A 13,669-nucleotide genomic window follows, 5' to 3' on the forward strand; every position below is an offset into this window, starting at 1 on the left:
CTCAACTGGACGCGCCGGCGGCGGCCCCCGCCTCGGTCACCTGAGGCTGGGATCCGGCGCCGGGGATCGGCGGGGCGTCGGAGGGCAGCGGCGCGTCCGGATCGCGCACGAAGGCCAGCACGTCGGCCCACACCTTCGGCCCCTCGTGGTCGCGGGTGAGCAGGTGCCAGCCCTGGTCGTAGAAGGCCGTGCGGTCGCCGGCCTTGAGCCGCGAGGCGGCGGTGAAGGCCGCGTCCTTGGGGATGATCTGGTCGTGCCGGCCGTAGAGGTAGAACACCGGAACCCTGATATCGCCGATCGTGTTCCAGGCGCGGTCCATCATGGTCACCAGGCCGTAGAGCGTGTCCGAGCGCGCGCCCCAGATCATCAGGGGATCGCGCCCCATGGCGATCAGCTCGGGGATGTTGTCGGTGGGCTTGACCCGGTCGGTCAGCCAGCGCGGCGGGGTGTAGACCTTCGAGCCGGTGAAGCGGGCGGCCATCCACAGGGCGAGCTTGTTGGGCAGCGGCTGCTCGCGCCAGCCCCAGACGGCGGGCGACAGCAGCACCAGCCGGTCGGCGGCGGGCGGCTGGTCTGAGGCGAAGGTCTCAATGGCCACGGCCCCGCCCATGCTCTCCCCGGCCACCACGATCACCGCCTTCGGATAGCGCGCGCGCAAGAGGGCGGTGATCACCCGCAGGTCCTCGTCCATCAGCTTGTCGCCGCCCCACACGCCCCGGTCGGGCGAGCGGCCGAAGCCGCGCTGGTCGTAGGCGTAGGTCGCCACCCCCTGCTCGGCCCACCAGGGGGCGGCAAGGTGGAAGGCGTTGGAATAGTCGTTCATGCCGTGCACGCCGACGATCACGGCGGCCGGATCGTCGCCCTTCGGCAGCCAGGTGGTCAGGCCGAGCCGCGTCCCGTCGAAGCTGACGAAGGCGTGCGGCTCCAGGCGCGGGCCCTGGAACGTCGCCGAGGGCGTGCCCGCCTGCTGCACCATCAGCGGCGAACAGGCGCCGAGCGTCAGCGCGGCCAGGACGATCAGTAGGCGCTTCATGCGGCGAGCAATTGTCGAACCCTTTGGCGAAGATAGGGCGTGACCTCGTCCTCGAACCAGGGATTGCGCTTCAGCCAGGCGGTGTTGCGCCAGGATGGATGCGGCATGGGCAGGATCGCCGGGCCGTAGTCGCGCCAGGCCCGCACGGTCTCGGTCATGTTGGCCTTGGCCCGCGGCCCCAGCGCCCAGGCCTGGGCGTAGCTTCCCACCAGCAGGGTGAGCTCGACCTTCGGCAAGGCCGCCATCAGCCGGGGCCGCCACAGCGCCGCGCAGCGGGCCGGCGGCGGATAGTCCCCGCCCGCCGGATTGGTGCCGGGAAAGCAGAAGGCCATGGCCGCCACGCCGATCGCCGGGTGCCCGTAGAAGGTCGTCCGGTCCACGCCCAGCCAGTCGCGCAGGCGCTCGCCGGACGGATCGTCGAACGGCAGCCCGCTCTCGTGCACCCGCCGGCCCGGCGCCTGGCCGCAGATCAGGATGCGGGTTTCAGGCCGCACCCACACCACCGGCCTGGGCTCATGCTCCAGCTCCCCCGCGCACGCCCGGCACGCGCGGATCTCGGCGAGCAGCGGGGCAAGGTCGGGAGCGCGTTCGGCGACGGCGGACATGGGACGGATTTAGGCGATGAGGGGGAGAGGTTCCATCCGGCGCGTCGTCGCGACGCGCCGGTGACGGGAGCGCCTCTTGAATGGAAGCGTTGCTCGCGCGGCAGGATTCAAGCCTTGCAGATAGCAAGACATAAAGACTCTCTACCCAAAGCTGTTTCGGGAGGCCGCTCGAGCGGCCTGGCATTGGGAGGGGTGGCCTTGGTGACGGCTCGTCAGGTGAGCCTTGGCGTCGCGCGCGCGATCCGCGCAATGGAGCGCGATGCCGAACGTGCACAGCGCCAACGCATCGCTGAAGAGAAAGCTAGAGCAAAGCAGGCGATGCTCGACGCCTCTGCGGACGCGGCCGACGCGTATGACCGCTTCATCCACCTTCTGATCGACGCTCATCGCATTCCCTTCGAGCGTCGTGATTGGACGACCATTGCAGCGGCCGCATCGCCGCCGGACGCCGTGCGCACCCCAGACCATGAAAACGTCGCAGCGGGAGCTCTTGCCCGCTACCGGCCGGGCTGGTTCGAGGAGGTGCTTGGCATAGCCAACCGCAAGCGCGCCAGACTCGCGGCTGCGATCACCAGAGCGAGGGCGCTAGACGATGAGACCTTCGCCGAAGCCAAAGGGAAAATTGCCGCGCGCCGCAAAGAAATCGAGTTCGCCCGATCTGTCTTAGCGAGGGAGCACCCCGCAATGACCAAGGCGATCGGGCTCCATGGCGACTTCACCGGGACCGCCATTGAAGGCGTCAAAGTTGTCTATTTGGATGGCCGCGTCATAGCCGTCGTCGACGGCTTCGAGGTGGATGATCTTCCGACAAACACCATAAGGCTGCTGCAATCGGGAAAAATCTCGACCAAACCGCTGCCAATGAGCAAGATCTTCGAGCTGCACCGGGACACCATTTGCTCGTCGGCGCTCCGGGTCGCAGCCGAATTTCTAAAGATCTTACCCCTGAATATCGTGGAGGTTGTCGTTCATTGCGATCTGCTGGACCGTAGCTCTGGCCATATCAACGCCCGGCCGGTCTTCTACGTTCTGGTCGCGGCCCAGGCGCTCTCGAATCTGAACTTGGAACTGGCCGACCCTGCTCCATTGGCTGAACGCTTGGGCGCCGATTTCGAATGGAACAAGCGCGAGGGGTTCCACGGGATCGACTTGGCTGCTCACGAGATTCCAAAAGATATCTGCAATCGCGAGCGGCCCGACAATTTCTGACCACCTCATTTGCCCAAGCGCCACCCAGGCAATTGGCCTCCAGGGGGCCGCCCCCTACTCCTCGAAGCCCACGAACACCGCCGCCTCGTCCACCGACTTGCGGTGGGAGACCACGGCGTTGGCCGGGAAGCTGTCGTCCGGCCAGCCCATGGCCACGCAGATCATGATCACCTGGTCGTCGGGGATGTTCGCGTGCTCGCGCACCACGGGCGACTGCATGATCCCCTGGCTGTTGATCACGCAGCCGAGGCCGCGCGACCAGGCGGCGTTGACCAGGGCGTTGGTCACCGCGCCGCAATCGAACGGGCCGATGTCGCCGCCGTGGATCGAGCGGTCGTAGGTGACCACGATGGAGACCGGGGCGTCGAACTGGCGAAAGCCGCGCAACACCCAGTCCTTGCGCTGTTCCTGGTTGTGCCGCTCGATGCCCATGGCCGCGAAGAGCTGCTTGGCGATCTCGATCTGCCGCTCGCGGTGGGCGCCCTCGTAGGCGCCGTGGCTGCGGAACTCGCGCGAGTCCGGCACGCCGGCCAGGTTGCGCTCGGTGTTGCCGGCGCGGATGCGGTCGAGCACGTCGCCGGCGACCACGTAGAAGTTCCACGGCTGGGTGTTCAGCGAGGACGGCGCGCGCATGGCCAGCGCGATCACCTCCTTGATCAGGTCCTTCGGCACCGGCTCGGGCTTGTAGCCGCGAATGCTGCGCCGCCCCAGGACCACGTCGTCATAGCTCACGGCGGCGTCGGCGGATGAGGTCATGGGTGGTTCCGTCCCTGGGTCTTCGCTGTCGCCGTCGAGCGGCGTTCCCAAGGCGGATACAGGAAAGGCGCGGGCCTGGAAACTTGCCGGCGGGGCAAGCTCCAGGCCCGCGGCGACCGCGCGCCCTGCAAGGGCGGCGCGGTCCCTGGCCGGTTCAGGCCAGGTCGTAGCGGTCCAGGTTCATCACCTTGGTCCAGGCGGCCGCGAAGTCGTTCACGAACTTCGCCTTGGCGTCGTCGCTGGCGTAGACCTCGGCGATGGCGCGCAGCTCGGAGTTGGAGCCGAACACCAGGTCGACCCGCGTGCCGGTCCACCGGGGCTCGCCGGTCTTGCGGTCGCGCCCTTCGTACACGCCCTCGGCGCCGGCGGACGGCGTCCAGACCACGCCCATGTCGAGCAGGTTGACGAAGAAGTCGTTCGTCAGGGTCTCCGGCCGCTCGGTGAGCACGCCATGGGTCGCGTGGCCGGCGTTGGCGCCGAGCACGCGCAGGCCGCCGACCAGCACCGTCATCTCCGGCGCGGTGAGGGTCAGAAGCTGCGCCCGGTCCACCAGCAGCTCCTCGGCCGGCAGCAGCGTCTTGCCGCGCAGGTAGTTGCGGAAGCCGTCGGCGACCGGCTCCAGCGGGGCGAAGGCGTGGGCATCGGTCTGCGCCTGGGAGGCGTCGGTCCGGCCGGGGGCGAAGGGCACCTTCACCTCGTGGCCGGCGTCCTTGGCCGCCTTCTCCACCGCCGCCGAGCCGGCGAGCACGATCAGGTCGGCCAGGGAGATTTTCTTGCCGCCCGGAGCCGAGGCGTTGAAGTCCTTCTGGATGGCCTCGAGCGTCTGCAGCGTCTTGGCCAGCTCGGCCGGCTGGTTGACCTCCCAGTCCTTCTGCGGGGCCAGGCGGATGCGCGCGCCGTTGGCGCCGCCGCGCTTGTCCGAGCCGCGGAAGGTCGAGGCCGAGGCCCAGGCGGCGGAGACCAGCCGGGCGACCGGCAGGCCCGAGGCCAGGACCTTCGCCTTCAGGGCCGCGACGTCGGCGTCGTCGACCAGCGGATGATCCACGGCCGGGACCGGGTCCTGCCAGATCAGCTCCTCCTTCGGCACGAGCGGGCCGAGGTAGCGGGCCAGCGGGCCCATGTCGCGGTGGGTCAGCTTGAACCAGGCCCGGGCGAAGGCGTCGGCGAACTGATCGGGGTGCTCGTAGAAGCGCCGGGAGATCTTCTCGTAGACGGGGTCGAACCGCAGCGACAGGTCCGTGGTCAGCATGGTCGGCGCATGGCCCTTCGAGGAGTCGAAGGCGTCCGGGATCGACGCGCCGCCGCCCTTGGCCACCCACTGGTAGGCGCCCGCCGGGCTCTTGGTCAGCTCCCATTCGTTGTTGAACAGGTTGTCGAAGAAGTGGTTGCTCCACCTGGTCGGGGTCTGGGTCCAGGTGACTTCCGGCCCGCCGGTGATCGCGTCGCCGGCCTTGCCCGAGCCATAGGCGCTGATCCAGCCCAGGCCCTGCGCCTCGAGCGGGGCGGCCTCGGGCTCGGGGCCCACCAGGGCCGCGTCGCCCGCGCCGTGGGTCTTGCCGAACGTGTGGCCGCCGGCGATCAGGGCGACGGTCTCCTCGTCGTTCATGGCCATCCGCGCGAAGGTCTCGCGGATGTCCGTCGCCGCGGCGACCGGATCGGGCTTGCCGTTCGGCCCCTCGGGATTGACGTAGATGAGGCCCATCTGCACCGCGGCCAGCGGGTTTTCCAGATCGCGCTCGCCGCTGTAGCGCTCGTCGGCCAGCCAGGAGCCCTCAGGCCCCCAGTAGACGTCCTCCTCCGGCTCCCAGACGTCCTCGCGCCCGCCGCCGAAGCCGAAGGTCTTGAAGCCCATGGTTTCGAGCGCGACGTTGCCGGCCAGGATCATCAGGTCGGCCCAGGAGATGTTCTGGCCGTACTTCTGCTTGATCGGCCACAGGAGCCGCCGCGCCTTGTCCAGGTTGGCGTTGTCCGGCCAACTGTTGAGCGGGGCGAAACGCTGCTGGCCGGCCCCGGCGCCGCCGCGCCCGTCGCCGATCCGGTAGGTGCCGGCGCTGTGCCAGGCCATGCGGATGAAGAGCGGGCCGTAGTGGCCGAAATCGGCCGGCCACCAGTCCTGGGAGTCCGTCATCAGGGCCGTGAGGTCCTTGATCACGGCGTTCAGGTCGAGCGCCTTGAACGCCTCGGCGTAGTCGAACCCCTTGTCCAGGGGATCGGACAGGGCCGAGTTCTGCCGAAGGATCCTCAGGTTCAGCCGGTTGGGCCACCACTCGGCGTTCGTGTGCGCGCCGGCCAGGGTGTGCTTGCGATCGCCGCCCGCCATCGGGCACTTCGATTCTGAAGGGTTGCTGGTTTCAATGGACATGGCTTCCTCCGTCCGCGCCGTCGCTTCGACGGTTGAACGAACGGTAGCCCTCGACGCCCCATCGATCTATTCGATTGTATCGATACTTTAGATAGCTTCAGCCTATGGTGCGGCGCGGCCGCCCTACCCCTCCGGCAGCTTCAGGCGGTAGACGCCCTTGAAGCTGTCGGGATCGGCCGGCTTGCCGTGGCGGGTGATGACCAGCTTGCCCTGGCGGGCCAGGCCCACGGCGGCGGCGCGCACGCGGCCGAGCTGGCGGCGCCATCCTTCCGGATCGAGGGCGCGGGCGGCCTCTTCCGGCGAGATCGACTTGCCGGCCGGCAGCTCGGCCAGGAGGCCGAGGATCGCGGCCTCGGGATCGCCGCTCATCAGCCGCCCCGCTTCAGGGTCTCGCGGGCGATGATCACCTGCTGGATCTGGCTGGTGCCCTCGTAGATGCGGAAGATGCGCACGTCGCGATAGAAGCGCTCGATCCCGTAGTCGGCGATGTAGCCGGCGCCGCCGAAGATCTGCACGGCCTTGTCGGCCACGCGCCCGACCATCTCGGAGGCGAAGTACTTGGTGGCCGCCGCCTCCATGGTGACGTTCTCGCCGGCGTCGCGCTTCTTGGCGGTCTCCAGCATCAGGGCCTTGGCGGCCAGCGCCTCGGTCTTGCAGTCGGCGATCATGCCCTGGACGAGCTGGAACTGGCCGAGGGTCTGGCCGAACTGCTTGCGCTCGGAGGCGTAGGCCACGCTGTCGGCGATCAGCCGCTCGGCGACGCCGATGCAGACCGCGCTGATGTGCAGGCGGCCGCGGTCGAGCACCTGCATGGCCACCTTGAAGCCCTCGTTCTCGCGGCCCAGGCGGTTTTCCACCGGCACGCGGACGTTGTCGAAGTTGACGTCGCAGATGTGCGCGCCCTGCTGGCCCATCTTCTTCTCGGGCTTGCCGACGCTGAGGCCGTCGAGCTTGCGCTCCACCAGGAAGGCCGAGACCCCGCCGCCGCCGGGCTTGGAGGGATCGGTGCGGGCCATGACCGTGAAGAGGTCGGCCTTGTTGGCGTTGGTGATGAACCGCTTGCCGCCGTTCAGCACGTAGTGGTCGCCGTCGAGCACGGCGCGGGTCTGCACCGAGCCGGAGTCCGAACCCGCCTCGGGTTCGGTCAGGGCGAAGGAGGTGATGATGTCGCCGGACGCGATGCCCGGCAGGTACTTCTCCTTCTGCTCGGGCGTGCCGAACATGACGAGGCCCTGGGCGCCGATGCCGACGTTGGTGCCGAAGGCCGAGCGGAAGGCCGGGCTGGTGCGGCCCAGCTCCATGGCCACCATGCACTCGTCTTCCATGGACAGGTCCAGGCCGCCGTACTCCGCCGGGATGGACAGGCCATAGAGACCCATCTCCTTCATCTCGGCCAGCACGTCATCGGGGATGGCGTCGTCCTCGGCGACCTTGGCCTCCAGCGGGCGCAGCCGCTCGCTGACGTAGCGGCGGACGGTGTCGACGAGCTGGGCGCGGGTTTCGGCGTCAAGGGCCATGAGCGGCGGCTTCCCTTCATTGTCGCCGCCGGTTGCGGGACGGGCCGCGCCGGCGCCGCAAGGTGAGCTTGCAAGGACGCGCGCGTCCGCCTAGGTCCGCCCGGCGGCCGTGGCTTATCGGCGGCAACCTAGTTGGGCGCGGGCCGGCGGGCAAACGGTTCGCGCAGGGGCGTTTTCAAAGGGGATTGGCATGGACGGCGGCGACGAACAGCACACCGGATGGGGCGAGCTCGTGCAGGGCCAGGGCGACTGGGCCGGCTGGTCGATGTGGCGCGGCTCCGACCCCTTCGAGGACCACGCCGGGCCGTTCTACTTCCGCATGGACGAGGACGGCCGGCCCGTGTGCGCCTTCCGCGCCGAGAAGAAGCACATGAACGGCGGCGGCTTCATGCACGGCGGCTGCATCATGACCTTCGCCGACTATTCGCTATTCGTGATCGCCCGCGAGGCGCTGAAGGAGACCCACAGCGTCACCGCCACCTTCAACGGCGAGTTCGTCGGCGGCGTGCCGCAGGGCGCGCTGGTGGAATGCCGCGGCGAGGTGGTGAAGAACGCCCGCTCCATGGTGTTCGTGCGCGGCATGATCACCACTGGCGGCGAGCCGGTGATGAGCTTCTCGGCGGTGATCAAGAAGACCAGGCCGAAGGGGTGAGGCGGCGTCTTTCGCCCGCTTCCCCCGCTTTCGTCACCCCAGGCCTTGTGCCAGGGGCCCATGCCTCAGCTTCCGTCTGAGCCGGAAGTCCGGCGCCAAGCCTCCCGCCTCGGGAGCAGCGGCGCGAGGGATCCTAGGCGCAAGGCCTAGGATGACGCGGGAGCGGATGGCGACGCCCCCTAGTGCGCATCGGCCATCGGCGGGGCGGCGACGGGGTGCAGCTCGATGCGGACCACGCCGTAGGCGCTGCGCCAGGGCTTGCGGTCGCCGCCCATCACCAGGCGGTAGGGCGCGTACTTGCCCGACAGCTTGGCCCCGTCCTCGGTGTCGGCCAGGACCGCCGGCCCGTCGTGGAAGAAGTCGTCCAGCTCGGGCAGCGAATAGAGGCCGACGAAGCCGTCCGCGCCGGTCACCGTGACGTAGGTGGTCATCGGGTCGCCATGCATGCGCGCGCCCACCGGCGCGCCGGCCGCGCGCAGCACGTAGGCGATCTTCGGCCCTTCGAAGACGTGCTTGGCCCCGCCCCAGGCGACCTCGACGCTGCTGCGCGGCAGCTTGGCCAGGTCCTCGGCGGTGAAGGTCTTCGAGGCGCCGTCGCGGCCCACGACGACCAGGTCCTGGGCGAGGGCGGAAGAGGCCAGGAGCGCCAGGGCGGCGCCGGCGAGGGCGGCGCGCAGGCCGCTCACTTGGCCACCGCCGCGGCGGGGCGGGCGCGCATGTCGCCGATCCAGCGGACGACGTTGGTCATCTCCGGCGGGACCTCGTACTTCAGCATGCCGCGGGCGAAATCGTAGCTGATGAAGGCGACGATGTCGGCGATGGTGATCCGGTCGGCGCCGATCCACGGGCTCTCGGCCAGGCGGCGGTCGAACACCTTCAGCGCGCGGTTGGCCGAGCCGAGGTTCCACTCGCCGACCACCGGCTCCTGCTTCTCCAGGGCCGCCAGCGCCGGGTGGCCGTGGCGCACGCCCAGCATGTAGGGGGTGGCCAGCATCATCTCGGCCCGGCGGGTCCACATCTCGATGACGGCGGTCTCCTCCGGCGTGCGGCCGAAGAGGTTGGGCTCGGGGTACTTGGCCTCCAGATAGCGGCAGATGCCGACGGATTCGGAGAAGCAGGTCCCGTCGTCCAGCTCCAGCACCGGGGCCTGGGCCATGCCCGTCTTGGCCATGTATTCCGGCGTGCGATGCTCGCCGGCCATGAGGTTGACGGTGACGATCTCGACGTCGTCGATCCCCTTCTCGGCCATCACCCAGCGCACGCGGCGCGGATTGGGGGCTCGGGGCGTGTCGTAGAGCTTCATCGGCGTTCCTCCATCGGCGCCGACGGAGCACGGCCGCGCGTCGTGGGTCAAGGCGCCCCCAAGGGAAACGCTGGCCGGCTCAGTAGCCGAACAGCTCGCGCGGCATGGCCCCGACGATCGAGGCGGTCATGCAGGTGGCGAGGAACCCGGCCACCAGCGCCTTCCAGACCATGCCGATGATCTCGGTGCGGCGGTCGGGCATCAAGACGCCCATGCCCGAGACGGTGATGCCCACCGAGCCGATGTTGGCGAAGCCGCACAGCGCATAGGTCATGATCATGCGGGTGCGCTCGCTCATGGCGCCCTCGGGCACGGCGCCGAGCTGGATGAAGGCGATGAACTCGGTGAGCATCAGCTTCACGCCCAGGAGGTAGCCGGCCTCGTGCGCCTCCTTCCAGTCGATCCCCAAGGTCCAGGCCAGCGGCGAGAACACCGCGCCCAGGATGCGCTCGATGGTGACCGGCTGGCCCAGCACCGGCGGGAAGATCGACAGCAGGCTGTTGCCGATGGCCACGAAGGCGACGAAGACGATCAGGATGGCCGAGATGTTCAGCACCACGGTCAGGCCGTCCATGGTGCCCTTGGAGATGGCGTCGATGGCGCTGTCGTACTTCAGGAGCGAGCCGTAGTCGGCGTAGTAGCCGCCCTGCCCCGGCTTTTCCGGCACGACGATGCGGGCCAGGAGCACCCCGGCCGGCGCCGAGACGATGGAGGCCACCAGCACGTGCGCCGCCGCGTTGGGCAGAACCGCCTTCAGGATCGTCGCATAGGCCACCATGGTCGAGCCGGCGACGGTCGCCAGGCCCACCACGATCATCAGGAACAGCTCCGAGCGGGTGAGCTTGTCCAGGTAGGCGCGGATGACGATCGGGCTCTCGATCATGCCCAGGAAGATGTTCACCGCCACCGCCAGGGCCGAGGCGCCGCCCAGGCCCATGGTGCGCTGGAACAAGAGGCCGAAGCCCTGGGTGATCCACTTCAGGATCTTCCAGTGCCACAGCAGGGCCGAGAGCGCCGAGATCACCAGGATCAGCGGCAGCACCTGGAAGGCGAAGACGAACAGCGCCCCGGCGTTGGTCACCTGATAGGGCTGGTCGCCGCCGCCCATGTAGCCGAACACGAACTGGGTGCCCCTGGCCGTGGCCGCGGCCAGGCCGTCCACCGCGTCGTTGACGCCGCTCACCACGGTCTGCGCGCCGGGCGTGCCGAACAGCAGAAGCACCAGCCCCACCTGCACGGCCACGGCGCCCAGGGTCAGCCGCCAGGGGAAGGCCCGGCGGTTCTCCGACAACAGCCAGCAGACCAGCAGCGTCAGCGCCAAGCCCACCAGGCTCTGGGCGTTTTCAGGTCGGAACATGCAACAAGGGCCCCCGCCGGGCGCTGAATCGGCCCGCAAACCCAGGCACTTGGGCACGAAGGCGCCAAGATGCGCAAGCCGTGCGGCGCCGGGCCGCCGCCGGCGCCCGGATCGCAGGCGCTAGGCGCCGCGGGGCTTGGCCTGCAGCGCCTCCACCGGGCCGCCGCCGGCCTTCCAGGCGGTGAAGCCGCCGGTCATGTGGCAGACCCTTTCCAGGCCCATGTCCTGGGCGGTCTTGGCCGCCAGCGCCGAGCGCCAGCCGCCGGCGCAGAAGAACAGGAAGCGCTTGTCCTCGGCGAACACCGGCTTGGCGTAGGGGCTCTCCGGGTCGATCCAGAACTCCAGCATCCCGCGCGTGCAGGAAAAGGCGCCGGGCACGCAGCCGTCGCGCTCGCGCTCGCGCGGGTCGCGCAGGTCGATGAAGACCACGTCCTCGTCGCCGAGCAGCGCCATGGCCGCCGCCGCTTCGAGCGCCTCGACCTCGGCGTCGGCTTCCGCCAGCAGCGCCTTGTAGCCCTTCTTCATCGCCATCCGCCGTCTCCGTCCCTTTGGCCGGCAGGCTAGCGGGCGGCGGCGGGCGGGACCAGGGCTAGGATGCGGCCAGCCGCCGCCGCCGCGCCCAGAGCACGATGCCGGAGACGCCCAGCAGGGCCGGCGCGAAGCCGGCGACGACCACCAGCACGCGCCAGACCGGGCCCAGCGCCTCGCCCTCATGCAGCTCGCGGATCACCCGCATCACCGGATCGCCGGGGCCGCGCCGGGCGCCCGCCCCGCCGCCGGCGGCTGGGGCCGCCGCGCCGGTGGCGTCGTCCACGGCCACCGTCGTCTGGCCGCCCTGGCCCTGCAGCACCACCTGCCAGGACGCGGCCTGGCCGGCGGCTGGCAGGCGCACCTGCGACAGGCGCGCGCCGCCGGCCGAGGCCTGGGCCGCGGCGACGGCCTGGTCGACCGACAGATGCGCGGCGGCGACGGGCTCGGCCACGTTGCGCGAGGGGCCGCGCCCCGCTCCGCCCTGCTGGGCCGCCGCGCCGCTGACCAGCCGCACCGCCTCGGGGAAGGCGATCGCCGCGCCGGTGAACGACAGGATCGCCAGCGGCAGGAAGATCCAGAAGCCCACGGCGTGGTGCAGGTTGCTCCACACGAAGGGCGAGCGCCGCCAGCGCAGGGCCTTGATGATCTTGTTGTTGACCGGCCACCAGATGAAGAGCCCCGTCAGGCAGGCGGCCAGCATGGCCACGCCCAGCCAGCCCACCAGCCGCCGCCCGGCCTGGCCCATGAACAGGTTGCCGTGGAGCTGGTGCATGAAGGCGCGGACCCCGTGGCGCGGATCGCCGACGTCGACGACCTCAGCCGTGGCGGTGTCGATCCAGGCGGTCAGTCCGGGCGCGCTGCTGACGGTCGCCAGGCCGCCGGGCTGGGCCGGCATCTGCAGTTGCGCCGGCCGCGCCCGGTCGCCGAACGCCTCGGCGGCGGCGGCGAAGTAGCGCGAGGGCGCCAGGACCTCGGCCGACGAGCTCTGTTCGTAGCGGTGCGGATGCAGAAGCTCGTCCAGCGGCTCGTCGTAGATCAGCCACACGCCGGTCAGGCCCAGCGGAACGAAGACGATCGTCAGGGTCAGGCCGATCCACAGGTGGATGTCGCGCCAGAGTTTGCGAAGGCGGAAAGCTGCCATGGCGGGTTCCATACAAAAGCGGACGCCGACGCGCGGGCCGACGGAGCGAGACAGGCGTTCATCCGGACGCGGGAGCGGCGCGGCGCTTCGGCCTTGCGCACGGCATCCTCCCAGTCTCGCGTCGAGCGTCGCGGATTTCGCCACCCGCCTGTGCAGCAGGCCGCCGCGGCCGCCGCCTTGACGAAGCGCAAACCCTCGCCGTGACGGCCCGAAAAATTTCGCGTCGGCGCCCTTGAAGATATTAGATTGTGCACAATCTAATTGCTTGCAATCAACAAGGAGCCTCTCATGAGCACCATCCTCTACACCGCCAGGGCCCGCGCCGTCGGCGGCCGCGCCGGCCACGTCGAAACCGACGACGGCCTTCTGAGCCTGGACCTGGCCCCGCCCAAGGGCTTGGGCGGGCCGGGCGGCAAGACCAATCCGGAACAGCTTTTCGCCGCCGGCTACGCGGCCTGCTTCGAGAACGCCGTGCGCCACATCGCGCGCCTGCAGAAGCTGCCCCTGACCGGCGCGGCGGTGACCGCCGAAGTCTCCATCGGCCCGAACGCGACTGGCGGCTTCCAGCTCGGCGTGGCCCTGGAGGCCGAGATCGAGGGCCTGGACCAGGCCGGCGCCGAGGCGCTGGTGGCGGCGGCGCACCAAGTGTGCCCCTATTCCAACGCGACCCGCGGCAATATCGACGTGGGAATCACCGTGAAGGCGGGATGATGAAGCTGAAGACGCCGTCTGCGAGAGACGCGGCGCCTGAGGGCGGAGCCGCAGGGGTCGATCCCCTGCGGCTCGACCTGCAGCTCTGCTTCGCGCTCTATTCGGCGGCCAATACGGTGACGCGGCTCTACCGGCCGCTCTTGGAGCCCCTGGGGCTCACCTATCCGCAGTACCTGACGATGATGGCGCTCTGGGAGAAGAGCCCCCGGCCGATGGCCGAACTCGGTGAGGCGCTGGGGCTGGATTCCGGCACCCTCACCCCGCTCCTGAAGCGCCTGGAGGCCGCGGGCCTGGTGGCCCGCGCCCGCGACGCGGCCGACGAGCGGCGCGTGACCATCACCCTGACCGAGGCCGGCGCGGCGTTGAAGGCCAAGGCCGCCCACGTGCCGGCGGAGCTCGCCTGCCAGCTCGGCTGCGACCTCGAGGAGATCGCCGACCTGCGCGACCGGCTGAAGGCGTTCACGAAGAAGGCGGCGCAGGGCGGCTAGGCGC

The 13,669-nt window shown here is 69.9% G+C and carries 15 protein-coding genes; 4 read left to right on the plus strand and 11 right to left on the minus strand.

Annotated features, from left to right (window positions below):
- Position 1: 1 nt before the first annotated feature.
- The gene (locus ACE3TA_RS18370) at positions 2-1,033 is read right to left on the minus strand and encodes an alpha/beta fold hydrolase (protein ID WP_374575775.1); all 1,032 of its coding nucleotides are present in this window, start codon (positions 1,031-1,033) and stop codon (positions 2-4) included.
- On the minus strand, positions 1,030-1,638 hold the full coding sequence (locus ACE3TA_RS18375; protein ID WP_374575776.1) for a uracil-DNA glycosylase family protein: 609 nt from the start codon (positions 1,636-1,638) through the stop codon (positions 1,030-1,032). The genes ACE3TA_RS18370 and ACE3TA_RS18375 overlap by 4 nt, the downstream gene beginning before the upstream one ends.
- A gap of 198 nt (positions 1,639-1,836) precedes the next feature.
- On the opposite strand from ACE3TA_RS18375, the gene ACE3TA_RS18380 reads away from it, so the two are divergent.
- On the plus strand, positions 1,837-2,847 hold the full coding sequence (locus ACE3TA_RS18380) for a hypothetical protein (RefSeq protein ID WP_374575777.1): 1,011 nt from the start codon (positions 1,837-1,839) through the stop codon (positions 2,845-2,847).
- Between the two features lie 54 nt (positions 2,848-2,901).
- Here ACE3TA_RS18380 and ACE3TA_RS18385 read toward each other — a convergent pair whose 3' ends face one another.
- The 4 genes from ACE3TA_RS18385 to ACE3TA_RS18400 all read right to left on the minus strand — a co-directional run bounded on the left by ACE3TA_RS18385 (position 2,902) and on the right by ACE3TA_RS18400 (position 7,482).
- Positions 2,902-3,603 (minus strand): nitroreductase, encoded by a 702-nt coding sequence (locus tag ACE3TA_RS18385; RefSeq protein ID WP_374575778.1) that lies wholly within the window; start codon positions 3,601-3,603, stop codon positions 2,902-2,904.
- 154 nt (positions 3,604-3,757) lie between these two features.
- Positions 3,758-5,965, minus strand: a complete 2,208-nt coding sequence (gene katG / locus ACE3TA_RS18390) for a catalase/peroxidase HPI (protein ID WP_374575779.1) — start codon at positions 5,963-5,965, stop codon at positions 3,758-3,760.
- 123 nt (positions 5,966-6,088) lie between these two features.
- On the minus strand, positions 6,089-6,334 hold the full coding sequence (locus tag ACE3TA_RS18395) for a DUF3253 domain-containing protein (protein WP_374575780.1): 246 nt from the start codon (positions 6,332-6,334) through the stop codon (positions 6,089-6,091).
- Positions 6,334-7,482 carry an acyl-CoA dehydrogenase family protein gene (locus tag ACE3TA_RS18400; RefSeq protein ID WP_374575781.1) on the minus strand — a complete coding sequence of 383 codons (1,149 nt, stop codon included), beginning with the start codon at positions 7,480-7,482 and terminating at the stop codon, positions 6,334-6,336. The genes ACE3TA_RS18395 and ACE3TA_RS18400 overlap by 1 nt, the downstream gene beginning before the upstream one ends.
- Before the next feature lie 190 nt (positions 7,483-7,672).
- Between ACE3TA_RS18400 and ACE3TA_RS18405 the strand changes: the two genes are divergently transcribed.
- Positions 7,673-8,134: a PaaI family thioesterase gene (locus tag ACE3TA_RS18405; protein WP_374575782.1), complete on the plus strand. Its 462-nt coding sequence runs from the start codon at positions 7,673-7,675 to the stop codon at positions 8,132-8,134.
- A 179-nt stretch (positions 8,135-8,313) separates the two neighbouring features.
- Here ACE3TA_RS18405 and ACE3TA_RS18410 read toward each other — a convergent pair whose 3' ends face one another.
- From ACE3TA_RS18410 to ACE3TA_RS18430, 5 genes are all read right to left on the minus strand, one after another.
- Positions 8,314-8,820 (minus strand): hypothetical protein, encoded by a 507-nt coding sequence (locus ACE3TA_RS18410; protein ID WP_374575783.1) that lies wholly within the window; start codon positions 8,818-8,820, stop codon positions 8,314-8,316.
- On the minus strand, positions 8,817-9,437 hold the full coding sequence (locus ACE3TA_RS18415; protein ID WP_374575784.1) for a glutathione S-transferase family protein: 621 nt from the start codon (positions 9,435-9,437) through the stop codon (positions 8,817-8,819). Before ACE3TA_RS18415 ends, ACE3TA_RS18410 begins: the two co-directional genes overlap by 4 nt.
- A gap of 79 nt (positions 9,438-9,516) precedes the next feature.
- Entirely contained in the window at positions 9,517-10,794 is a 1,278-nt protein-coding gene (locus tag ACE3TA_RS18420) for a NupC/NupG family nucleoside CNT transporter (protein WP_374575785.1), read from the minus strand.
- Positions 10,795-10,914: 120 nt separating this feature from the next.
- Positions 10,915-11,325 (minus strand): rhodanese-like domain-containing protein, encoded by a 411-nt coding sequence (locus ACE3TA_RS18425; RefSeq protein WP_374575786.1) that lies wholly within the window; start codon positions 11,323-11,325, stop codon positions 10,915-10,917.
- 58 nt (positions 11,326-11,383) lie between these two features.
- Positions 11,384-12,466, minus strand: coding sequence for a PepSY-associated TM helix domain-containing protein (locus ACE3TA_RS18430; RefSeq protein ID WP_374575787.1), 1,083 nt, complete (start codon positions 12,464-12,466; stop codon positions 11,384-11,386).
- Between the two features lie 288 nt (positions 12,467-12,754).
- Here ACE3TA_RS18430 and ACE3TA_RS18435 point away from each other — a divergent pair, with 288 nt between their 5' ends.
- Both ACE3TA_RS18435 and ACE3TA_RS18440 read left to right on the plus strand, forming a co-directional pair.
- Positions 12,755-13,177, plus strand: a complete 423-nt coding sequence (locus ACE3TA_RS18435) for an organic hydroperoxide resistance protein (protein WP_374575788.1) — start codon at positions 12,755-12,757, stop codon at positions 13,175-13,177.
- Positions 13,177-13,665, plus strand: coding sequence for a MarR family winged helix-turn-helix transcriptional regulator (locus ACE3TA_RS18440; protein WP_374575789.1), 489 nt, complete (start codon positions 13,177-13,179; stop codon positions 13,663-13,665). Before ACE3TA_RS18435 ends, ACE3TA_RS18440 begins: the two co-directional genes overlap by 1 nt.
- Positions 13,666-13,669: the final 4 nt, after the last annotated feature.

The organism is Phenylobacterium sp. (assembly GCF_041916435.1).
Taxonomy (GTDB): domain Bacteria; phylum Pseudomonadota; class Alphaproteobacteria; order Caulobacterales; family Caulobacteraceae; genus Phenylobacterium.

What these genes read in the sequence shown, in the direction of transcription:
- ACE3TA_RS18400 (WP_374575781.1), bottom strand. Translation starts at nt 7,482, where the DNA reads ATGGCCCTTGACGCCGAAACCCGCGCCCAGCTCGTCGACACCGTCCGC.
- ACE3TA_RS18435 (WP_374575788.1), top strand. Translation starts at nt 12,755, where the DNA reads ATGAGCACCATCCTCTACACCGCCAGGGCCCGCGCCGTCGGCGGCCGC.
- katG (WP_374575779.1), bottom strand. Translation starts at nt 5,965, where the DNA reads ATGTCCATTGAAACCAGCAACCCTTCAGAATCGAAGTGCCCGATGGCG.
- ACE3TA_RS18375 (WP_374575776.1), bottom strand. Translation starts at nt 1,638, where the DNA reads ATGTCCGCCGTCGCCGAACGCGCTCCCGACCTTGCCCCGCTGCTCGCC.
- ACE3TA_RS18405 (WP_374575782.1), top strand. Translation starts at nt 7,673, where the DNA reads ATGGACGGCGGCGACGAACAGCACACCGGATGGGGCGAGCTCGTGCAG.
- ACE3TA_RS18440 (WP_374575789.1), top strand. Translation starts at nt 13,177, where the DNA reads ATGAAGCTGAAGACGCCGTCTGCGAGAGACGCGGCGCCTGAGGGCGGA.
- ACE3TA_RS18395 (WP_374575780.1), bottom strand. Translation starts at nt 6,334, where the DNA reads ATGAGCGGCGATCCCGAGGCCGCGATCCTCGGCCTCCTGGCCGAGCTG.
- ACE3TA_RS18430 (WP_374575787.1), bottom strand. Translation starts at nt 12,466, where the DNA reads ATGGCAGCTTTCCGCCTTCGCAAACTCTGGCGCGACATCCACCTGTGG.
- ACE3TA_RS18420 (WP_374575785.1), bottom strand. Translation starts at nt 10,794, where the DNA reads ATGTTCCGACCTGAAAACGCCCAGAGCCTGGTGGGCTTGGCGCTGACG.
- ACE3TA_RS18370 (WP_374575775.1), bottom strand. Translation starts at nt 1,033, where the DNA reads ATGAAGCGCCTACTGATCGTCCTGGCCGCGCTGACGCTCGGCGCCTGT.
- ACE3TA_RS18425 (WP_374575786.1), bottom strand. Translation starts at nt 11,325, where the DNA reads ATGGCGATGAAGAAGGGCTACAAGGCGCTGCTGGCGGAAGCCGACGCC.
- ACE3TA_RS18385 (WP_374575778.1), bottom strand. Translation starts at nt 3,603, where the DNA reads ATGACCTCATCCGCCGACGCCGCCGTGAGCTATGACGACGTGGTCCTG.
- ACE3TA_RS18415 (WP_374575784.1), bottom strand. Translation starts at nt 9,437, where the DNA reads ATGAAGCTCTACGACACGCCCCGAGCCCCCAATCCGCGCCGCGTGCGC.